The sequence below is a fragment of the Parapedobacter soli genome, from assembly GCF_025460835.1.
Classification (GTDB): domain Bacteria; phylum Bacteroidota; class Bacteroidia; order Sphingobacteriales; family Sphingobacteriaceae; genus Parapedobacter; species Parapedobacter soli.
Genome location: NZ_JAMXAY010000011.1, coordinates 34,743 through 57,022, shown reverse-complemented (window position 1 = coordinate 57,022; position 22,280 = coordinate 34,743). Strand labels below are relative to the sequence as shown.

At 53.0% G+C, this 22,280-nt stretch carries 17 protein-coding genes; 2 read left to right on the top strand and 15 right to left on the bottom strand.

All coding sequences use genetic code 11. From position 1 onward, the window contains the following. Positions 1-25: 25 nt before the first annotated feature. The 15 genes from ilvA to NGM62_RS06845 all read right to left on the bottom strand — a co-directional run bounded on the left by ilvA (position 26) and on the right by NGM62_RS06845 (position 18,754). Positions 26-1,258: a threonine ammonia-lyase IlvA gene (gene ilvA, locus NGM62_RS06915; protein WP_262246773.1), complete on the bottom strand. Its 1,233-nt coding sequence runs from the start codon at positions 1,256-1,258 to the stop codon at positions 26-28. Next, positions 1,255-2,346, bottom strand: a complete 1,092-nt coding sequence (leuB, locus tag NGM62_RS06910) for a 3-isopropylmalate dehydrogenase (RefSeq protein WP_262246772.1) — start codon at positions 2,344-2,346, stop codon at positions 1,255-1,257. Before leuB ends, ilvA begins: the two co-directional genes overlap by 4 nt. 14 nt (positions 2,347-2,360) lie before the next feature. Continuing rightward, positions 2,361-3,965, bottom strand: a complete 1,605-nt coding sequence (locus NGM62_RS06905; protein WP_262246771.1) for an alpha-isopropylmalate synthase regulatory domain-containing protein — start codon at positions 3,963-3,965, stop codon at positions 2,361-2,363. 4 nt (positions 3,966-3,969) lie between these two features. Next, positions 3,970-4,566 carry a 3-isopropylmalate dehydratase small subunit gene (gene leuD, locus NGM62_RS06900; protein WP_262246770.1) on the bottom strand — a complete coding sequence of 199 codons (597 nt, stop codon included), beginning with the start codon at positions 4,564-4,566 and terminating at the stop codon, positions 3,970-3,972. A 1-nt stretch (position 4,567) separates the two neighbouring features. After that, a complete protein-coding gene (leuC, locus tag NGM62_RS06895; protein WP_262246769.1) occupies positions 4,568-5,968 on the bottom strand; it encodes a 3-isopropylmalate dehydratase large subunit in 1,401 nt (466 codons plus the stop codon). Positions 5,969-6,031: 63 nt separating this feature from the next. Beyond that, a complete protein-coding gene (locus tag NGM62_RS06890) occupies positions 6,032-7,540 on the bottom strand; it encodes a 2-isopropylmalate synthase (protein WP_262246768.1) in 1,509 nt (502 codons plus the stop codon). Positions 7,541-7,584: 44 nt separating this feature from the next. Further along, the gene (locus NGM62_RS06885) at positions 7,585-9,051 is read right to left on the bottom strand and encodes an ATP-binding cassette domain-containing protein (protein WP_262246767.1); all 1,467 of its coding nucleotides are present in this window, start codon (positions 9,049-9,051) and stop codon (positions 7,585-7,587) included. 39 nt (positions 9,052-9,090) lie between these two features. Next, positions 9,091-10,572 (bottom strand): ketol-acid reductoisomerase, encoded by a 1,482-nt coding sequence (gene ilvC, locus NGM62_RS06880; RefSeq protein ID WP_262246766.1) that lies wholly within the window; start codon positions 10,570-10,572, stop codon positions 9,091-9,093. A gap of 61 nt (positions 10,573-10,633) precedes the next feature. Further along, entirely contained in the window at positions 10,634-11,224 is a 591-nt protein-coding gene (ilvN, locus tag NGM62_RS06875; RefSeq protein ID WP_262246765.1) for an acetolactate synthase small subunit, read from the bottom strand. Positions 11,225-11,264: 40 nt separating this feature from the next. Next, positions 11,265-13,016 carry a biosynthetic-type acetolactate synthase large subunit gene (gene ilvB, locus NGM62_RS06870; protein ID WP_262246764.1) on the bottom strand — a complete coding sequence of 584 codons (1,752 nt, stop codon included), beginning with the start codon at positions 13,014-13,016 and terminating at the stop codon, positions 11,265-11,267. 70 nt (positions 13,017-13,086) lie between these two features. Next, entirely contained in the window at positions 13,087-14,784 is a 1,698-nt protein-coding gene (ilvD, locus tag NGM62_RS06865) for a dihydroxy-acid dehydratase (RefSeq protein ID WP_262246763.1), read from the bottom strand. 6 nt (positions 14,785-14,790) lie between these two features. Further along, complete coding sequence (gene ilvE, locus NGM62_RS06860) at positions 14,791-15,681, bottom strand: branched-chain-amino-acid transaminase (RefSeq protein ID WP_262246762.1); 891 nt, start codon at positions 15,679-15,681, stop codon at positions 14,791-14,793. A 392-nt stretch (positions 15,682-16,073) separates the two neighbouring features. Next, positions 16,074-16,322: an ATP synthase F1 subunit epsilon gene (gene atpC / locus NGM62_RS06855; RefSeq protein WP_262246761.1), complete on the bottom strand. Its 249-nt coding sequence runs from the start codon at positions 16,320-16,322 to the stop codon at positions 16,074-16,076. A gap of 191 nt (positions 16,323-16,513) precedes the next feature. Further along, a complete protein-coding gene (gene atpD, locus NGM62_RS06850; protein ID WP_262246760.1) occupies positions 16,514-18,016 on the bottom strand; it encodes a F0F1 ATP synthase subunit beta in 1,503 nt (500 codons plus the stop codon). Between the two features lie 132 nt (positions 18,017-18,148). Further along, complete coding sequence (locus NGM62_RS06845) at positions 18,149-18,754, bottom strand: hypothetical protein (protein WP_262246759.1); 606 nt, start codon at positions 18,752-18,754, stop codon at positions 18,149-18,151. A gap of 194 nt (positions 18,755-18,948) precedes the next feature. Between NGM62_RS06845 and rhaT the strand changes: the two genes are divergently transcribed. Both rhaT and NGM62_RS06835 read left to right on the top strand, forming a co-directional pair. Next, entirely contained in the window at positions 18,949-20,031 is a 1,083-nt protein-coding gene (rhaT, locus tag NGM62_RS06840; protein WP_262246758.1) for an L-rhamnose/proton symporter RhaT, read from the top strand. A 56-nt stretch (positions 20,032-20,087) separates the two neighbouring features. Next, positions 20,088-22,214 carry a bifunctional aldolase/short-chain dehydrogenase gene (locus tag NGM62_RS06835; RefSeq protein ID WP_262246757.1) on the top strand — a complete coding sequence of 709 codons (2,127 nt, stop codon included), beginning with the start codon at positions 20,088-20,090 and terminating at the stop codon, positions 22,212-22,214. Positions 22,215-22,280: the final 66 nt, after the last annotated feature.

The window sequence follows — 22,280 nt, the reverse complement described above, 5'->3', positions numbered from 1 at the left end:
AGGCCCCGACCGTTTTCCCAACCCGTCAAATCAGGTATTCAAACAGTGTGGGATCGTTGTTTACGTCCTTGAAACCGAAGCGGTGTTTGCGCATCCGTTCTATCAGAGCCGTGTAGTCAGCGGCGCTTTGCAATTCGATGCCTACCAATGCAGGTCCGCGTTCCCGCTGTGTTTTTTTGATGAATTCAAACCGGGTGATGTCATCATTCGGGCCCAGCACTTCGTTGACGAATAACTTCAGCGCGCCGGGGCGCTGGGGGAAGCGTACGATGAAGTAATGCTTAAGGCCCTCATAGAGGAGCGAGAGTTCCTTGATTTCTGCCATCCGGTCGATGTCGTTGTTCCCGCCGCTTACCACACACACCACTTTTTTACCTTTTATTCGATCGGCGTACGCATCGAGCGCGGCGACAGCAAGCGCCCCTGCGGGTTCGGCCACAATCGCGTCCTTATTGTACAGCTCGAGGATGGTGGTACATATCTTTCCTTCGGGGATGGGCTTTACGTCGTCCAGAAGTTCGCGTGCGTAGCGATAGGTGAGGTCGCCGATGCGTTTTACCGCGGCACCATCTACGAAGCGGTTGATTTCGTCGAGGGTTATCGGGCCGCCGTGTGCCAGGGCAGCTTTCATCGAGGCCGCGCCTTCGGGTTCTACCCCTAAGATGGCGGTTTCGGGCCTGGCCTCCTTGAGGTAATTCCCGATTCCCGAGACCAGCCCGCCACCGCCGATGGGTACGATGACCATATCGGTATCGGGCTGGTCTTGGAGGATTTCAACACCTACCGTACCCTGGCCCTCGATGATATCGGGATCGTCAAAAGGGTGGATGAAGGTAAGCTCGTGCTGTGCCCCGTAGGCCAGCGCGGCCTGTTGGCAGTCGTCGAAGGTATCGCCCGTGAGGACAATCTCGATCCGGTCTCCACCAAACATCTCAGTTTGGCTGATTTTCTGCCTTGGAGTGGGACCGGGCATGAATATCACCCCATTGATACCCAGCAGTCTGCATGAGAAAGCCACGCCTTGGGCATGGTTGCCGGCACTGGCACATATCACCCCTTTGGCACGCTCGGCAGGCGTGAGTTTACTGATTTTATTGTACGCCCCGCGCAGCTTGTAGGAGCGCACCACCTGTAGGTCTTCCCGTTTGAGGTAAACCTCCGCCCCATACTGCGCCGATAACCGGTGGCTGTATTGCAGTGGCGTGTGGGTCACTACGCCCGAAAGCCTTTTGGCTGCCGCTTCGGTGAGGTGTTTCATGAAGCGGGTGTTTCAACTACCTCGGCCTGCCTGACCTGGGCAGTGAGCCAATCGCCCACCTCACTGGTTTTATATGCCTTGTTTTTGCCGGCCAAATCTTCGGTGACAATACCTTCCGCAAGCGATTTGTTAACCACCGAACGGATGAGTGCCCCTTCTTCCTGCAAGCCGAACGCATCTTCAAACATCATGGCGGCCGATAAGACCGTAGCCAGAGGATTGGCGATGTCTTTGCCAGCGGCTTGGGGGTACGATCCGTGTATGGGCTCGAATAGTGAGGTGTGCACACCGATAGATGCCGAAGGCATTAGTCCCATGGATCCGGAGATAACCGAGGCCTCGTCGGTTAGGACGTCGCCGAAGAGGTTTTCGGTGATCAGTACGTCATACGTGCTGGGCCATTGCACCAGGCGCATCGCCACGGCATCCACAAATTCGTAGCTCACTTCCACTTCGGGGAAATCTTTTTCCATGTCCTGTACGGTTTCGCGCCACAGTCGGGAGCTTTCCAGTACGTTGGCCTTATCCACACAGCATAGTTTCTTGCGGCGGCTCATGGCCATTTCAAAGCCCAGTTTCGCTAAGCGACGTACCTCTTCGCGGGTGTAGGTGCAGGTATCGAAAGCGGTGTCGCCACCATCTTTCCGGCCCCGTTCGCCGAAGTAGATGCCCCCGGTGAGCTCCCGGAGGATGACCAGGTCTGTTCCCTCGATACGCTCTCTTTTCAATGGCGAGTTGTCTATCAGCGAAGGGAAGGTAAACGTGGGTCGTACATTGGCAAACAAGCCAAGCTTCTTACGCATTTTCAATAGGCCCTGCTCGGGGCGCACGGGCGCCTTGGGGTCATTGTCGTAACGGGGGTGGCCAATGGCACCGAACAGTACGGCATCCGCAGCCAGGCAGATTTCGTGCGTCGCATCAGGGTAAGGGTCGCCCACGGCATCAATCGCCGCCGCACCGGTCACTCCCGATGTCCAGTTTACCTCGTGTCCGAATTTCTCGGCAATCGCGTCGACTACCTTAACCGCCTGCGCCACAACTTCAGGCCCTATCCCGTCGCCGGGCAATTGCGCTATATTTAGTTTCATCTTATACGTTAATCTTAAAAATCAATATATCTCTTGTCTGTCGTCTCTTGTCTCTTGTCTGTCGTCTCTTTTCTCTTGTTTGTCGTCTTGTGTCCAATGTCTGGAAGGATATTGAGCATCTTCTGGGTGGCCTTGATGGCCGATACGGTTTGGTCCGAATCGAGTCCGCGGGTAGCGAATGTCCGCTTATCGGTCTGCCAGGTGATGGTGGTTTCGCACAGCGCATCGGAGCTACTCCCCGGCGCAATGCGGACGTTGTAGTCGATCAATGCGGGTAGTCGGATGTTGTTTTTTGAGTAAGCCATTGTTAGCGCATTCATAAAGGCATCGAACTGGCCGTCCCCCTGTGCGTGTTCTTCAAACAGCTTGCCGTTCACCCGCACGGCGATTGTTGCCGTGGGACGGAGGCCCTTAGCATGGGTAAGCACGTACGATTCTACCAGGATCTGCTCTTCCTGGGCACCGGTGGTCAGTACATCGGAAATGATGTAGGGTAGGTCCTCGGTGGTTACGGTTTCTTTTTTGTCGCCCAGCTCGATTACCCGTTGGGTCACCTTCCGCAAATCTTCTTCATTGAGCTTAAGGCCGAGCTCCTGCAGGTTTTTTTCGATATTCGCTTTGCCGGAGGTCTTGCCCAGCGCATATTTTCGCTTTCTACCGAAACGCTCCGGGAGGAGGTCGTTGAAATAGAGGTTGTTTTTGTTGTCGCCATCGGCGTGGATGCCAGCCGTCTGCGTAAATACATTGTCGCCCACCACCGGCTTATTGGTTGGTATGCGCACACCCGAGAAATTCTCCACGAGTTTGCTTACCGTATAGATAGCCGATTCCTTGATGCGCACTTCGGCTTCCGACAGCAGGTCATTGATTGCCGCCACGGCGCTTGCCAGCGGCGCATTGCCAGCGCGCTCGCCCATGCCGTTTACTGTGAGGTGCAGGCCGTTCACGCCGGCTTTCACGGCCTCCAGCACGTTTGCCGTACCGAGGTCGTAATCGTTATGTGCGTGGAAATCGAAATGTGCCTGGGGATACTTAGCCCGGATGGCTGAAACAAACGCAAACGTTTCGGCTGGCGAGAGGATGCCGAGGGTATCGGGCAACATGATCCGGTTGATGGGTTGCGATACCAGGAAATCGAGGTATTGCAGCACATAGTCGGGCGAGTGGCGCATGCCATTGCTCCAATCCTCGAGATACACGTTGGTGCGGATGCCGTATGCGGCAGCCGATTCGATCACTGCCGCCACCTCATCGAAATGTTGCTGCGGGCTTTTACGCAGCTGATGCGTAAGGTGATTGAGCGAACCTTTGGTAAGGAGGTTTTGTACGGTGATGCCGGCCTGCTGCATCCATGTAAGCGACCGGCCACCGTCTACAAACGAGAGCACCTCTACGCGGTCCAAGTGGCCGTTGTCGGCGGCCCAGCTTGCCACGGCTTTCACACAGTCGAACTCGCCCTGCGAAACCCGTGCCGAGGCAATCTCCACCCGGTCTACCTGCAACTCTTCCAAAAGCAGCTGCGCGATGGTCAGTTTTTCTGAAACCGAGAATGACACGCCCGATGTCTGTTCACCATCGCGCAGTGTCGTATCCATGATTTCAATTGTCCTGCTGGCCATGCGGTTATAATGGAAGTGTTTTGGCAAATTCCTGGATATCCGACTTGATGTTGAGCAGGTAGTCGATATCATCGAAACCGTTCATCATGTTACTTTTTTTATAGCTCGTGATATTGAACGACTCCTTTTCGCCCGTTGATAATATGGTAACGGTCTGCTCGGGGAGGTTCACTTCCAGCTCCGTAGTCGGATCTGCATAAACCGCATCGAATATCTTTTCCAGGAATGCTGCGCTCACCTGTACGGGCAGCACGCCGATATTGAGGCAGTTGTTGCGGAATATATCCGCAAAGAAGCTGGATATCACACAGCGGAAGCCATAATCATAGATGGCCCACGCGGCGTGCTCGCGCGATGAGCCCGAGCCGAAGTTCTTGCCGCCCACCAGGATTTTGCCGGTATACGTAGGGTCATTCAGCACAAAGTCTGCTTTTGGCGTGTTGTCCGGATTGTAGCGCCAGTCGCGGAACAGGTTGTCGCCGAAGCCTTTCCGTTCGGTAGCCTTCAGGAAACGCGCCGGGATAATCTGGTCGGTATCCACATTTTCGATGGGAAGAGGTACTGCTGTGCTTGTGAGTATGTTGAAACTGTCGTATGCCATGTTACTGTTGAGTAAGGGTTCGTGGATCTGTTACTTTTCCGGTTACGGCCGCCGCTGCAGCTACCAACGGACTTGCGAGCAGGGTACGTGCACCCGGCCCCTGGCGGCCCTCGAAGTTCCGGTTTGACGTGCTCACGGCATATTTGCCCGCCGGGATTTTATCGTCGTTCATTGCCAGGCACGCCGAGCAGCCCGGCTGCCGCAGCGTGAATCCGGCTTCGGTCAGGATATCAAGGATACCTTCTTCACGGATCTGCCTTTCGACCACATGCGATCCAGGGACAAGCCACACGGTTACATCATCGGCCTTCTGCTTACCTTTTACCAGCGATGCAAAGGCACGGAAGTCTTCGATACGGCCATTGGTGCAGCTGCCTACGAATACATAGTCGATTTTCTTGCCTACCATGGTTTCGCCTTCGTTGAATCCCATGTAGCCGAGCGACTTGTCAAATGTTGCTTTCGCTTCCTCAACGTGTTCGGCGTCGGGGATATCGCTGGTGATGCCAATGCCCATACCGGGGTTGGTACCGTAGGTAATCATCGGTTCTATTTTCGAGCCATCAAACGTGAGCTCTTTGTCGAACTGGGCGTCGTCGTCGCTTTTCAGCGTTTCCCAATATACCATAGCCTTATCCCAATCCTCACCCTTCGGGCTGAATTCGCGGCCCTTGATATAATCGAACGTTGTTTGGTCGGGTGCTACCATGCCTCCGCGCGCACCCATTTCGATGCTCATGTTACACACGGTCATGCGGCCTTCCATACTCATCTGTTCGAATACCGACCCAGCGTATTCCACGAAATATCCCGTGGCACCGGAAGTAGTCAGTTGCGAGATGATATACAATGCCACGTCTTTGGGGAGCACTCCGGGGCTCAATGTACCGTTTACGGTGATACGCATCTTTTTCGGCTTCGGCTGCAAGATGCACTGCGTGGACAGTACCATTTCCACTTCAGACGTACCGATACCGAAAGCGATGGCACCGAATGCACCGTGGGTGGAGGTATGTGAATCGCCGCATACGATGGTGGCCCCGGGTTGTGTAATTCCATTTTCCGGGCCGATTACGTGGACGATACCGTTGCGGTGATGGCCTAAGCCCCAGTGCCGGATGCCATACTCGGCCGTGTTTTCTTCCAATGCCCGCAACTGGTTGGCCGACAAAGGGTCTGCGACAGGCTTATCCTGATTTATCGTCGGCGTGTTGTGGTCTGCCGTAGCAAAAGTACGCTCGGGATACAGCACACGGGCCCCACGGCTTTTCAGTCCCCGGAACGCAACCGGGCTGGTTACCTCATGGATCAGATGCCGGTCGATAAATAACACATCCGGCCCCCCTTCGATCCTGTGCACTACGTGTGTATCCCACACCTTATCAAATAATGTCTTACCCATTTTTATAGTTGTTTTTTGTTTTTTTACGTTATCCTGTTAGCCGCCAGTGATGCGACTTACGGCTCAAATAAACTTATTCAACGCGTCGAGGTAGGCGTTTGTAGATGCCCGAACGATATCGGTGCTGAAGCCATACCCCATGTATGATTTATCTTCATAAACCACGCGCATATCCACTTTGCTGACGTCGTCGCTGCCGCCATGGATGGAATGTATATTGAATTCTTTGATTTCTATATGTTTGCCTGTTATCTCCTCTATCGCCCTGATGGCCGCGCTTACCGGCCCGTTCCCGGTAGCCGTAGCGGTATATTCCTTACCGTTGAGCCCTAATTTGATGGTTGCCACAGGCGTTTCTTGGTCGCCGGTTGTTACTTGCAGTGCACTGATCGCCAGTCCATTTTTGAAGTTCTCGTGTGTTTTGGCACCCATCAGCTGAAGCAGGTCATCGTCTTTCAGCTCTTTCTTCACGTCGGCCAGCTCCAGGAAACGCTGATAGACCTGATCGAGGTCAACCCGGTCGATGGTGTACCCCAATCGCACCAAATGGTGTTTCAAAGCATGGCGGCCACTCCGGGCAGTCAATATGATTTCGGATTGGTCGATGCCTACATCCTCGGGGTTCATGATTTCATAGTTCTCCCGGTGTTTAAGAACGCCATCCTGGTGTATGCCCGAACTGTGTGCAAACGCGTTGCGCCCTACAATTGCTTTGTTGGGCTGTACAGGCATGCGCATCATCCGGCTCACCGTACAGCTAAGCGGATACAGCTCCTTTGTGTTTATTTCCGTGTGCAGGCCGAGCGATTGGTGTACTTTCAATGCCATGACAATCTCTTCGAGTGAGGTATTGCCCGCGCGCTCACCGATACCATTGATGGTACATTCTACCTGTCGGGCGCCGTTTTGCAGTCCGGCCAAACTGTTGGCCGTGGCTAGCCCCAGGTCGTTGTGGCAATGCACCGAAATGATTGCCTGGTCAATATTTTTCACGTTCTCTTTCAAGAACCGGATTTTGGCGCCGTATTGCTCGGGCAGGCAGTAGCCGTTTGTATCGGGTATGTTTACCACGGTTGCGCCCGCAGCAATCACCGCCTCGATCATCCGCGCCAGGTATTCATTGTCGGCCCTCCCTGCATCCTCAGCATAGAATTCCACATCCTCTACGAAGCTTTTGGCGTATTTGACGGCCTCTACGGCCCGTTCCAAAATTGCTTCCCGCGTACTGTTGAATTTGTATTTGATGTGCATGTCTGATGCGCCGATCCCGGTATGGATACGGGGGTGCTTGGCATATTTCAACGCTTCGGCTGCCGAATCGATATCGCCTTTAACGGCCCGCGTAAGGGCACACACCGTTGGGTTGGTAACCAGCTTGGAGATTTCGACCACACTGTTGAAGTCGCCCGGGCTCGAAATGGGGAATCCGGCTTCGATCACATCGACGCCCAGCGTCTCCAGTTCTTCGGCGATAATAAGTTTCTCAGGGGTGGTCAGCTGTGAGCCAGGTACCTGCTCCCCGTCCCGAAGGGTGGTGTCAAAAACGTATATGCGGTTAGGATCATGCAACATAATAAGCTGTTTTTTTTTGTTTCTGTTATGTGTTGTTAACCTGCTCAGCAAACAACTTCGTTCATTTCTTCTATTACTTTTGCTTCGCCTTTCTCCAGTACCATTTTCTTTTCCAAGCAATTTGGTAGCTGTGTTTCATAGTGGCCTACATAAATCAATGTTTTCCCGAAGCCGCAGAGCTCATCCACGACGGCGTTAAAAAATGCAGTTTGGGTATGGTCCAGCCCCTGGCACGGCTCATCCAATATCAGCAGCGCCGGATTTTTGATGATTGTCCGCGCCAGCAATACCAGGCGCTGTTTCCCGAGTGGCAGGGTGGTGATCAGCCGGTCTTTCACTTCGGTAAGCTCGAAGAAATCCAGCAGCTGGTTGATTTTCTGCTGCTTCTCATAGCTCACCTGCCTAAATAGGCCGATACTGTCGTAGAAGCCGGAGGCTATGGCCTGCCAGACGCGCGCAGTCTTGTCAAAATACCAGTGCAGTTCGGGCGAGATGATGCCGATGCGCTCCTTGATGTCCCAAATGCTCTCACCGCTGCCGCGGGGCTGGCCGAAAAGCGCGATGTTGTTGGCATACGCCTGCGGGTGGTCGCCGGTAATCAGGCTGAGGAGCGTCGATTTCCCCGAGCCGTTATGCCCTTGGAGTAGCCATTTTTCGCCTGCACGGACCGTCCAGTCAATCCCCTTGAGCACTACCTTATCGCCATAACGGACGTGGATGTTTTCCATGTGGACCATCACCTCGGCGGGCGATACGGGTGCTTCTTGCAGGAACAAAGGAAGGGGCTTGCGGTTACGGCTGGCATCCACCGACAATGCTTGTACAGAATCCACCTGCTTGATATTGCCCTTGTCGATTTCCGCAAACCGATTGATGCAAGCCGGTAAATCCTGCTCATTGGTCACCAAAACCAGCTGTACGCCTACCGCGGCAAGGTCGTCGAAAAAGCCGTTCAGTTTTTTGCGCGACGCTTTATCCAAGCCGGTGTAAGGTTCATCGACAATCAGCAGCTGGGGCTGTAGCCACAGCGCTTTGATCAATTGCAACTTCTTGTGCTCACCGCTGGAGAGCTCGATCAGCTGGGTGCCTTTCAAGTCGATGAATTCGAACAAATCGAGGTACTTTTCGAGATCCCCGAACGATAGGCCCTCTGCTTGGGCATAGGCGGCAAGCTCGGCATAAACGGTGAGCGTATCGTTTTTCTGGTGCTTGTTATACCGCTGCTGGTAGTAAAAGTTACGGTCACCCTCCAGGTTCGTAAACTCATACCAATTGGATACATACAATACGCGCGGCGGTAATGAAGAGTGGCGGATAAAATTGATTTCGACCGTACCGGTTCCTTTTTCCAAACCGGCCACCACCTTTGCCAATGCACTTTTACCCGAGCCGCTTTTCCCGCCGATCAGCCAGCACTCGCCGCGGAAGACCTGCCAGTCCAATTGATCCAATACCACTTCGCCCGCGTATTGCAGGTTTAATTGAGCGATATGGACCACTGGATCAGTCATTTCAGTATTGTACAAATTTACGAAAAATAGGGCGGTTCCCTAAACTGTTTTTATAGCCTTCATAGCCGTCATGGCTTTGCGCAATACGGCACCTACTTTTTCAACCGGGTGCGTACGGATAGCTTCATTCACCGCAATCAACGTTTGGTTATCGACCGCCAGGTCTTTGCCTTCGTTGAAATTGCGGCCAATGATGTCCGTGTCTACTGTTTTCATGAAGTCGGCCAGCAACGGCTTACAAGCATGGTCAAACAGGTAGCAGCCGTATTCTGCGGTATCAGATATCACCCGGTTCATCTCGAATAGCTTTTTGCGGGCGATGGTATTGGCAATTAGCGGCGTTTCGTGCAGCGACTCGTAGTATGCTGACTCCGGCTTGATGCCTGCCTCGACCATGGTTTCAAACGCAAGTTCGACACCTGCCTTGATATAAGAAACCATGAATACGGCGTGGTCGAAATACTCCTGTTCACCGATTTTCACGTCGCCGGCGGGTGTTTTTTCAAAAGCCGTCTCGCCGGTAGCTGCGCGCCATCCCAGCAGCTGCTTGTCGCCGTTGGCCCAATCTTCCATCATCGTACGGCTGAATTCGCCGCTCATGATGTCGTCCTGGTGCTTTTGGAACAGGGGGCGCATGATGTCCTTCAGCTCTTCTGAAACTTCAAAGGCCTTGATTTTTGCGATGTTGCTGAGGCGGTCCATCATTGCGGTAATGCCGCCTTGCTTCAACGCTTCGGTGATGACCTCCACGCCATACTGTACCAGTTTGGAAGCATAGCCCGGGTCGATGCCTTTCTCTATCATCTTATCAAAGGACAGGATAGACCCGGTTTGCAGCAGTCCGCATAGAATGGTCTGCTCGCCCATCAGGTCGGATTTCACCTCCGCCACGAAAGAGGAACGCAGTACACCCGCTTTATGGCCTCCTGTTCCCACACAATAGGCTTTCGCCTCGGCAAGGCCTTTTCCTTGCGGGTCGTTTTCGGGATGGACAGCAATAAGTGTCGGTACGCCGAAACCACGCAGGTACTCAGCCCGTACTTCAGAACCCGGGCATTTGGGGGCCACCATGATCACCGTGATATCTTTACGTATTTCCTTTCCTTCTTCCACGATGTTGAATCCGTGTGAGTAGGAAAGCGTAGCGCCCTCCTTCATCAGGGGCATCACCGCGTCGATTACCGACGAGTGCTGCTTGTCCGGAGTGAGGTTGCTTACCAGGTCGGCCGTGGGGATAAGCTCTTCATACGTACCAACGGTGAAGTGGTTGTCGGTAGCATTCTTCCACGAATCGCGCTTCTGTTCGATTGCTTCCTTACGGAGGGCATAGGAAACATCCAGCCCGCTATCCCTTAAATTGAGCCCTTGGTTAAGGCCTTGAGCACCACAGCCCACGATGACGATTTTTTTGCCTTTTAATGCGCTAACGCCGTCGGCGAATTCACTGATATCCATGAATTCGGCTACGCCTAATTGGTTCAATTGTTCTCTAAGGGGAAGGGTGTTGAAATAATTTGCCATTGTTCTGTTTATGTATGTGACGTTTTTGTTCGTATATCTATTGTTGTTATGGTGTCTCGGATTACATCGAAAACACCTTGTCCTGTTTGTCCAGGTACCGGTTTTCCCTCACTTCACCTGCGGGCTCCGCCTCTTCAAATTCTTTCAGTTTCTTGTGGAATCCTTCGCTGTCTTTGATGATCGCAATCCGTGCGCTGCGCACAAACTCGATGAGGTTGTACTCGGTCAGCGCGTCGGTCAGCGCGTCTATTTCCTCGCGGTGCCCAGCGGTTTCGAACACCGTGTAGTCGCTGCGTATCACCACAGCGCTGGCGCCATAGCGGCGCAACAGCCGCTCCACGGGAGCCTTCTCGGTTACCACGTCGGTAGGTACCTTGTATAGTGCTTGCTCTTGCCAGATTACCTCGTCATTGGTGTTGTAGTATGCTTTGAGTACTTCCACCTGTTTTTCGATCTGCCGGCACAGCTTACGCACCACGTCTTCCGTTTCGTGGATAACGATGGTAAACCGGTGGATGGCCTCGGCTTCCGACGGCGACGTGTTGAGGCTCTCGATATTGATTTTGCGCCGTGAGAAGATGTTGGATATCCGGCCGATCATCCCGATGCTGTTCTCCGTGTATAACGTGATGGTATATTCTTGCTTTTCCATTTTTTTAAAGTCAAAAATTAATAAAACCCCAAAGATTGAATCACTTTAACCTGATTTCACTTACGCTGCTACCCTGTGGTACCATGGGGAAGACGTTGTTTTCCTTGCCTACCATCACTTCCAGGAAGTAAGATCCGTCGTAGTCTATCATTTCCTGCATGGCCTGTTTGAGGTCTTTGCGGTCGCTGATGCTGCGGCCCGGTATGCCGTAGCCCTTTGCCACGGTAACGAAATCCGGACTGGTGATGTTCACGAATGAGTAGCGCCTATCGTGGAAGAGCTGCTGCCATTGGCGCACCATTCCCAGGAACTCGTTGTTGAGCACGAGGATTTTCACTTTAGCCCCGAATTGCATGATGGTGCCAAATTCCTGGATGGTCATCTGTATGCCGCCATCGCCGATGACGGCAACCACTGTGCGGTCGGGTGCACCGTACCAGGCCCCGATTGCGGCCGGGAGCCCGAAGCCCATGGTGCCCAAGCCACCGGAGGTAACACTGCTCTTCGATTTACTGAACTTCGCATAGCGGCAGGCTACCATCTGGTGCTGGCCGACGTCGGTAACGACTACTGCATCGCCACCGGTGAGTTCGTTGATCACCCTGATCGCTTCCCCCATGGTCATGATGTCGGACGTCGGGTTGAGCTCATCGTGGATCACTTCCTTGATTTCTTCCTGCTCCAGTGCGCGGAAGCGTGCCAGCCATTCTTTGTGCTCGCGCTGTTCCACCAGCTCCGTAAGCAATGGCAGGGTTTCTTTGCAGTCGCCCCACACGGCCACGGTTGTTTTTACGTTTTTATCTATTTCTGCCGGATCGATGTCGAGGTGGACCACCTTAGCCTGTTTGGCGTATTTGTCCAACCGGCCGGTTACACGGTCGTCAAACCGCATGCCGATGGCAATAAGCACATCACAATCGTTGGTCAGTACGTTGGGCGCGTAGTTGCCGTGCATGCCCAACATCCCCACATGCAGCGGGTGGTCGGTTTCCAGCGCGCTGAGGCCCATCACCGTAGCTGCCGCAGGGATACCTGCTTTTTCTATAAATGCCTTGAATTCAGCTTCGGCCTTGCCGATGATGACCCCCTGGCCGAAGAGGATAAACGGTTTCTTCGCGCTGTTGATGAGTTCTGCCGCCTGTTGGACGTATTCCCGGCGTACGATGGGTTTGGGGCGGTAGCTCCGGATGTGGTTGCATATCTGATAGCCGGGGTAGTCGAACGACTGGACCTGCGCATTCTTGGTGATGTCGATCAATACGGGGCCCGGCCGGCCCGTGCGGGCTACGTGGAAGGCTTTGGCCAATGCCGTTGGGATTTCACATGCATCGGTAACCTGGTAATTCCACTTGGTAATCGGTGCCGTGATGTTGATCACGTCGGTTTCCTGGAAAGCATCGGTACCCAGAAGGTGTGCAAATACCTGGCCCGTGATGCAGACCACGGGGTTGCTATCGATCATGGCATCGGCAAGGCCGGTTACCAGGTTGGTGGCTCCCGGACCGCTGGTGGCAAAAACCACCCCCACACGGCCCGATGTGCGGGCATAGCCCTGGGCGGCGTGGATGCTGCCCTGCTCGTGGCGCACCAGGATATGCCTGATTTTTTCGCTGTAATCGTACAGCGCATCATATATGGGCATAATGGCACCACCCGGATAGCCGAATATGGTGTCTACGCCTTCCGCTATCAACGCTTCCAACACGGCCTGCGCGCCGGTTAACGGCGTCGTTTGCGTGTCGTCCTTCAATGGTGCCTGTGTGTTGTCTTTCGTGATTTCCAACGTGTTCATGATTTTTGTTTTTGTTTTAGCTTTAAGCTTTGCTGACGTTAGACTGACCTAACTACTGCTGGCTTTTCAATCAACATTCATCCGTTACGCAGCCGGAGGCCGCATCGGCTACCGTACGCGCATATTTATAGAGCACACCTTTTGTTACTTTCAGTGCCGGCTTTTCCCATTTTGCCCGGCGCTCGGCAATGATATCGTCCGGTACGATCAGGTTGATCGTATTATTGACGGCATCGATGATGATGGGGTCGTCATCTTCCACCAGGCCGATCAGTCCACCCTCGTAAGCTTCAGGCGTGATGTGGCCCACCACAAACCCATGGGTACCGCCGCTGAAGCGGCCGTCGGTGATCAATGCCACGCTTTTGCCCAAGCCCGCACCGATGATGGCCGATGTCGGTTTCAGCATTTCGGGCATGCCCGGGGCTCCTTTTGGTCCTTCGTTTTTGATTACCACCACATCGCCGGGCCGCACGCGCCCCGATGCCAGTCCGGCAATCAGGTCCTTTTCACCATCAAACACGCGCGCAGGTCCTTCGAAGCGTTCGCCTTCCTTGCCCGATATTTTGGCGACACTGCCCTTTTCGGCGAGGTTCCCATATAAGATCTGGAGGTGCCCCGTCGGTTTGATCGGTTGGTCGAGTGTGCGCACGATGGGTTGGTCTATTTCGTTGATGGGGGTAACAGCCGAGAGGTTCTCCGCCAGTGTCTGACCCGTTACCGTGAGGCAGTCGCCATGCAGCAATCCTTCGTTGAGCAAGTATTTCATCACTGCCGGCACGCCACCGTAGTTATGGAGGTCTTGCATGAGGTATTTTCCGCTCGGTTTGAAGTCGGCGAGCACCGGGGTTGTGTCACTCATCCGTTGGAAGTCATCTTGCGTGATGTCGATGCCTATGCTTTTTCCAATGGCGATGAAGTGCAACACTGCATTGGTACTGCCACCTAGGATGATGATGACCCGGAGTGCATTTTCGAACGCTTTGCGGGTCATGATATCGGAGGGCTTGATGTCGCGCTCTAGGAGGATGCGGATGTATTTCCCGGCTTCGAGGCATTCCCTTCTTTTCTCTTCGCTTACCGCGGGGTTGGACGACGAGTAGGGGAGGCTCATGCCGAGGGCCTCGATGGCTGCTGCCATGGTATTTGCGGTGTACATGCCGCCGCAGGCCCCTGCACCAGGGCAGGTATGCTTGATGATGCCGAGGAAGTCCTCGTCGGTAAGGTCGCCTGCAATTTTTTGTCCCAACGCCTCAAAGGCCGATACGATGTTCAGGTCTTGCCCCTTATAATGGCCGGGAGCGATTGTGCCGCCATATACCATGATGGATGGCCGGTTAAGCCGGGCCATTGCCATGATAGATCCGGGCATGTTTTTGTCGCAACCGGGGATGGTGATGACACCGTCGTAATACTGGCCGCCGCAAATCGCCTCGATGCTATCGGCAATGATGTCGCGGCTTACCAATGAGTATCGCATACCGTCCGTACCGTTGCTCATCCCGTCGCTCACGCCGATGGTGTTGAATACCAGGCCCACGAGGTCATTTCCCCAGACCCCTTCTTTCACCACCTGGGCAAGGTCGTTGAGGTGCATATTGCATGTATTCCCGTCGTACCCCATGCTCCCGATGCCGACTTGTGCTTTCTGCATGTCGTCATCGGTTAATCCGATGCCATAAAGCATCGCTTGGGCAGCAGGCTGGGTTTTGTCCTGTGTAAATACCTTGCTGTATTTGTTTAGTTCTGTTTTCTGACTCGTTAGCATGATTAGTTATATGATTACTTCGTAATTCTCTTTTTCGAGTGTAAGGTTTTTATATGCACGTTGTATCGTTGCGCCCAACGTATCGCTCCACGCCTCGGGGAACGCGACGCCATCCAGCGAGGCTATACCTACGATACCCGTGGCCGTGCCCGTCAGAAACGCACTGTCGGCTGTTTTCAAGTCGTCGGGAGTGAGTTGCTTTTCAACGACTGTGATGCTGAAAATGCTGGCGAGTTCCAGTACGGCCTGCCTTGTAATCCCCGGGAATATGTGGCCCCGTGCCGGCGTGTACAGGGTATTGTTTTTTTCGATGAACAGATTATTGCTCGATGCCTGGGCTACGAATCCCTCTTGGTCCAATAAGATAGCTTCGTCGAACCCCCGTTTGCCAGCCTCGGTGGTAGCGAGGATAGAGGCTACGTATTGGCCGGATACCTTGGCCGTGGCGGGCACCGATAAGGGGGATGGCCGCCGGTGAGGTGATAGGGTGGTGCTGATCAAGCCTGCGCCCAGGAAAGGCCCCCACTCCCATGCGGTAATGGATATGCTGGTGTCTTGGGCCGGCGTGAGGTACATGTTGCGCCCGGTGGTAACCAGCGGCCGGATGTATGCACTCCGCAGGTTGTTCCTGTCGAGCAGTTCATACGTTTTGTCTACCAACGCGTTTGTGTCCCACGGGAAATCTATGCCGACCTGCTCGCATGAGCGGCGGAGACGGTCATAATGCTGTTCGGCTTTGAACAGGCGTGTGCCGTTGTGTGTATTGTATGCACGGATACCCTCGATGGCCGAAAACCCGTAATGCACCGATTGGCTGAACAGGTCGGCCCCGGCAGCCTCGGCCTTTACAAACCGGCCGTCCAAATAAATCCATGCGTTTTTATCGAAGTACTTCATTGCTCCCCGACCAAATAGTATTAATTGCAGCGTTTACCGCCCCGTTAAACCTCCCCAAAACCAGCTGCTGAATGGGTGTCTGTTTTTGACTTCATTAAGGTATGACCTTTATTTATTATTGGCAATAGCAAAACAGTAATTTTTCAAAACAGAATGTTGTATTGTTTTTTGCTGTATTACAAAATATTTATTATAATTATAGGTGTGATAACGAATATAAGTTTGATAAGTATAAACCAAATCCGATTTTGGTATTCGGTTCATTTTTTATGGCTTGGCTGATCTATGCTCGAATTCTGCGTAAAACCGACTGGGTTGCCGGAAAAGTTGCAAGAAAAAGCCCTCCGGTAATGTACTCACCGGAGGGCTTTATTCACTTATTTTTTTAGCTTTTACTTTTCCGTTATCCCTTCGGCAAGTACGGTGACGTTGTTGTGGATTACCTCCACAACGCCACCGGTAATTCTAACATTCTCTTCGCCTTTTGCGGTTCGGATGATGACAGTCCCCTTGTCTAAGGTCGACACGATCGGTGCGTGGTTTTCCAGTACTTCAAAAGCACCGGCGGTACCGGGAACGGTCACCGAGGTAACGTCTCCTTCAAAAACCGGCTGATCCGGGGTAATAACGGTAAGTTTCATTTTTATCGGATTTGGGATATGGGATATGAGATGTCAGATTTGAGATTTGAGATGTCAGATTTGAGAGACTCTTTATGCTCGATTCTTTCTTTCCCGTATCTCAAATCTCAAATCTCACGTCTAATGTCTCGTGTCTCGTGTCTCGTGTCTCGTGTCTCGTGTCTCGTGTCTAACGTCTCACATCTACTATACTAGATAGCTTCTGCCAACAATTTCTTGCCTTTCTCGATGGCATCTTCAATGGTGCCTACCAAGTTGAAAGCAGCTTCCGGGTATTCGTCCACCTCACCATCGATGATCATGTTAAACCCTTTGATGGTGTCTTTGATGTCTACCAGTACGCCTTTCAGTCCAGTGAACTGCTCAGCTACGTGGAATGGCTGCGACAGGAAGCGCTGCACGCGGCGGGCCCGGGCTACAACCAGTTTGTCTTCTTCAGAGAGCTCGTCCATCCCGAGGATTGCGATAATATCTTGCAGCTCCTTGTAGCGTTGGAGTATTTCCTTTACGCGCTGGGCGGTATTGTAATGCTCTTCACCCAAAACAGCCGGGCTTAATATCCGCGAGGTGGAATCCAATGGATCCACTGCCGGATAGATACCCAGCTCGGCGATTTTACGGGAAAGTACCGTAGTTGCGTCCAAGTGGGCGAATGTGGTAGCAGGCGCCGGGTCTGTCAAGTCGTCGGCCGGTACGTATACCGCTTGCACCGAGGTGATTGAGCCGCGTTTGGTGGAAGTGATGCGCTCCTGCATGAGCCCCATCTCCGTAGCCAGTGTAGGTTGGTAACCCACTGCGGATGGCATCCGGCCCAAGAGTGCTGATACTTCGGATCCGGCTTGTGTAAACCGGAAGATATTGTCGATAAAGAACAGGATGTCGCGACCGGCACCTTCGCTGTCGCCGTCGCGGAAATACTCGGCGATGGTCAGTCCTGAAAGGGCAACACGGGCACGTGCACCGGGAGGCTCGTTCATCTGCCCGAACACGAAAGTGGCCTTAGAGTCCTTCATTTCCTCTGTGTCCACTTTGTCTAACGGCCAGTCGCCTTTTTCCATGCCTTCCAAGAACTCGTCGCCGTATTTGATGATGCCTGATTCCAGCATTTCGCGGAGCAGGTCGTTCCCTTCACGGGTCCGTTCACCCACACCTGCAAATACCGACAGACCGGCATAGGCCTTTGCGATGTTATTGATCAATTCTTGGATCAATACGGTTTTACCTACACCTGCACCACCGAAGAGGCCGATCTTACCACCCTTTGCATAAGGTTCCAGCAAGTCGATTACCTTGATGCCCGTGAAGAGCACTTCGGTCTCTGTGGAGAGGTCTTCGAATTTCGGCGGGTCGTTGTGGATGCTGCGGCCGGTTGATTTGTCGAGATCCTGGATGCCGTCTATTGCATCGCCCACCACGTTGAACACGCGCCCTTTGATGCTTTCACCAACCGGCATTTTGATGGGGGCCCCTGTGTCCACTACCTTCATCCCACGTGTCAGGCCCTCGGTGGCATCCATGGCGATGGTGCGCACGCGCTCTTCGCCCAAGTGCTGTTGTACCTCTAAAACAATACGCTGGCCATTCTCTTTCTCAATTTCCAACGCATCGTAGATTTTGGGGAGTTTGGCATTCTCGGAGAAACTGACGTCGACCACCGGGCCGATGATTTGGGCTATTTTTCCAATATTGGACATACTATCAGGAACTAAAATTTTATAAACCAATCTAATAAAGGCCAATTAAGCGCCTCGATTTTGGTCTGCAAAAATACGCTTTAAAGATTTAAAAGCAAATATAAATTTAAACAATTGTTTAGCTCCATGCCATCACAGCCGCTTATTGATTTCGTCTTGTAATTGGCGCTTCAGTTTTTGCTCTTTTTCCATAGCTCTTTTGCGGTGTTGGTCAAATTCGTCCTGAAGGTCGGCGATGGCTTTCTTGGTGTCGCGCGTTACCACGTGGCTCTGGTTAAACCGGTACACGTAGATGGCCAGCGCGGCAGCCAGCAGCAGTACAATGCCCCACATGATTAGGCTATAGGTAGCCTTTTTCAACGATATGCCAATGAAGGAAAAGCTGTCTTTCTCCTGCTCGGCGGTTTGGAGTTCTTCCCGTACCAGCGCAAGCGAATCGGTCATTGCACTTACAGCCGCTTGCTGGCCGTCCTCTTTCGCCTTCAGGGCGGTTATTTCCCGGGTGAGCGCACGGATGGAGTCGGCCACATTTTTCCGGATCAGCTCCAGGTTGGCCCGGCGTACATGCTCAAAACCGTCCTGAGTCCGCGAAATCGCATATAGGTAGTCGAATTGGCTGTCGATCGTACCGCTGGTGAGCGAGCCCTTGGGCTGTGTGCGCGTAGTGGTACTTTGGCCAAAAACATTCCCAATAGACAAAGTGGCGATCAGGATCGCAAGCATTGTAAAGTTTCTCATATTCGTTAGTTGTAATCGCTATTTTTATTTTAAGAACACGATATTACGGCTTTTATTGTTTAAATCGAAATCGATCCAAAAAAAAGTCGCCAACCTGAACCAAACATGACAGCTCATAACAGTTCGTATTTTCATGTTTTCTATCTTGCGCTCTTAATTCATTAACTAATGACCAAATTTTAACCGTATTTGATATGCATGCATTAGCGGGAGTATTTTTCCATTTCGTCGGCGGGTTTGCCTCGGGGAGTTTTTATGTGCCTTATAAGAAGGTGAAAGGCTGGGCTTGGGAGAGCTTTTGGATTGTCGGTGGACTGTTCTCGTGGCTTATCGTGCCGCCGCTGGCCGCCTATATTACCATCCCCGGCTTTGCCGATATCATCCGGCAGGCCGATAGCAGTACGTTGGGCTATTCGTTCCTGTTCGGCCTGCTTTGGGGTATCGGCGGGCTGACCTATGGGCTGGGTGTGCGCTACCTGGGCGTATCCTTGGGCAGTAGCATCATCCTGGGGCTTACCATGGTATTCGGTTCGTTGGTGCCGTCTATCTATTACTACTTCGTGGGCGCCGAGGGTAAGGATACCATCGACTTGTTTTTCACCACCACAGGAGGCCGGACCGTGTTGATTGGCTTGGCAATCTGTGTTTTCGGTATCTACCTTTGTGGTAAAGCGGGGGTGCTGAAAGAGCGCGAGCTCACGGTAGGCACTGCAGATGCCAGCGGCAATAAAGATTACAAATTCGGAACGGGACTCATCGTCGGCATCGTGTCGGGGGTGCTTAGCGCCTGCTTCAATTTCGGGCTGGAAGCGGGTAAGCCGATGGCCAATGTGGCTAACGACCTGTGGAAGGCGGCCAATCCGGGGCAGGGGGAGTTCTTGTTCCAAAATAACGTAACCTACGTAGTTGTGCTGTGGGGTGGACTTACCACCAATTTCCTCTGGTGCATGTTTTTGAATGCCCGCAATAAAACGTTCGGCGACTATGTGAATACGAAAACCCCCATCGCACGCAATATTTTCTTTTGCGCACTGGCCGGCACCACCTGGTATCTGCAGTTTTTCTTCTATGGAATGGGAGAAAGCCGATTGGGCAATGGCGCTAGCTCGTGGATACTGCACATGGCATTCATTATCCTCATTGCCAATGCTTGGGGCGTTATCCTGAAAGAATGGAAAGGGGTGAGCAAGAAAACGTATGCTACCATTATAGGCGGCATTGCAACCATCATTCTATCCATTTTGCTGGTGGGATTTGCAAGAACGTTGGATGGCTAGGTTGTAAACCGTAAATCAGTTGAGTAACACATAAAACGAAATAAACAATAAGTGAGATGTCAAATATCATTGAAAAAGATGCATTTAAGCATGTGAGTTATTTATGGGACCACGAGAAGGCCGCCGAATTGGAAGGTGACGAGGTAGCACTTTTACTTTACCGATCCAACCTGTTGGGTGCCGACCTGCGCCTCACGAACTACGGTGGGGGCAATACATCGTGCAAAGCAATAGCCAAAGACCCGCTCACAGGAAACGAAACCGAAGTGATGTGGATCAAGGGATCGGGTGGCGATATCGGTACGCTCACGCGCAGTGGCCTTGCGGCGCTATACGTAGACCGCCTGCGGAGCCTCGAACAGGTGTACCGCGGTATCGAGCATGAGGACGGGATGGTGGAATTGTTCAACCACTGTATTTACGACCTGCAATCGAAAGCACCCTCCATCGATACGCCGTTGCATGGCTTTTTGCCGTTCAAGCATATCGACCACTTACACCCCGATGCCGCCATCGCCATCGCCGCAGCCAAAGACGGCAAACGTATTACCCAAGAGCTCTTCAAAGGTGAAGTAGGCTGGGTGGAATGGCAACGGCCAGGGTTTGATCTGGGACTGCAATTGCGGCAATGCCTGGATGACAACCCGGGTATACGGGGAATCATGCTCGGATCGCATGGCTTGTTTACCTGGGGCGACACCGCCTATGAGAGCTATGTGAATACGCTGACAGTCATCGAACGGTGCGCCGAATACCTTGAAGCCAATTACGGTAAGACCCGGCCTGTGTTCGGGGGTGCGAAAATCGCCGACGTGCCGGCTAATGACCGCAAAAGGCAAGCGGCGGCACTGGCGCCGACCCTGCGGGGGTTCTGCTCGTCGGAGCGTAGCATGGTGGGCCACTTTACCGACGACCCACGGGTGCTGGAGTTCATAAACTCCAATGATCTCGGCCGACTGGCACCGCTGGGAACGAGCTGCCCCGACCATTTCCTGCGTACCAAAATCAGCCCGTTGGTGCTTGATTTGGACCCGGATGCCGACTTGTCGGACACCGAAGCGCTGAAAGCAAGGCTTGCCCCGGCGTTCGAAGCCTACAGGGCAATGTACAAGGACTATTACGACACGTGTAAACACCCCGATAGCCCGGCCATGCGCGACCCGAATCCGGTGATTATCCTCTATCCCGGTATCGGTATGTTTTCGTTCTCGAAAGATAAGCAAACCGCACGCGTGGCGGCCGAATTTTATACCAATGCCATCAACGTGATGAAAGGTGCCGAGGCCATATCTGAATACACCTCGTTGCCCCGCCAGGAAGCGTTTGATATCGAATACTGGCTGCTGGAGGAAGCAAAATTGCAGCGTATGCCGAAACCGAAGCCCCTTTCCGGGAAAATTGCCCTGATAACGGGCAGCGCCGGGGGTATCGGCAAGGCCATCGCCAAGAAGTTTGTGCAAGAGGGGGGCGTAGTGGTACTCAACGACCTCAATGCGGAACGCCTGGAAGAAGCCGGTAAGGAATTCAACGGCGCATTTGGTAGAGATGCCTACACCACAGCACTGTTGGATGTAACGGACGCTGGCCAGATCCGTGAGGCTTTCGACACCGCGGCGCTCGCATTCGGAGGCATTGATATCGTAGTGAACAATGCCGGCCTTTCGATATCCAAATCCATTGGGGACCACACAGAGAAAGACTGGGATTTGTTGTATGATGTGTTGGTAAAAGGCCAGTTCCTCGTTACCCAAGCCGCAGTAGCGGTATTGAAGAAACAGGCAATCGGCGGCGATATCATCAATATCGTCAGCAAGAACGCTCTGGTGAGTGGGCCGAACAACGCCGGGTACGGCTCGGCAAAGGCGGCCCAGCTCCACTTAAGCCGCCTGAATGCCGCCGAACTGGGGGCCGACCATATCCGTGTGAACGTGGTGAATCCCGATGCGGTGATCAGCGATAGCAATATCTGGGCAGGTGGATGGGCCGAAGGACGCGCTAAGGCCTATGGCATCACCGTAGCGGAATTGCCCACATATTACGCGAAACGGACCCTGCTCAATGAGATTATCCTGCCCGATGACATCGCCAACGCCTGTTTTGCGCTTGTCGGCGGACTGTTGGATAAGTCGACCGGCAACGTGTTGAACGTCGACGGCGGGGTCGCCATGGCGTTTGTGCGTTAGTTGTCTTATTTTTGCAGAATTGTCAGCTGAATTGACCGTTGGACAATTCGTGGGCAATTTTGCTTA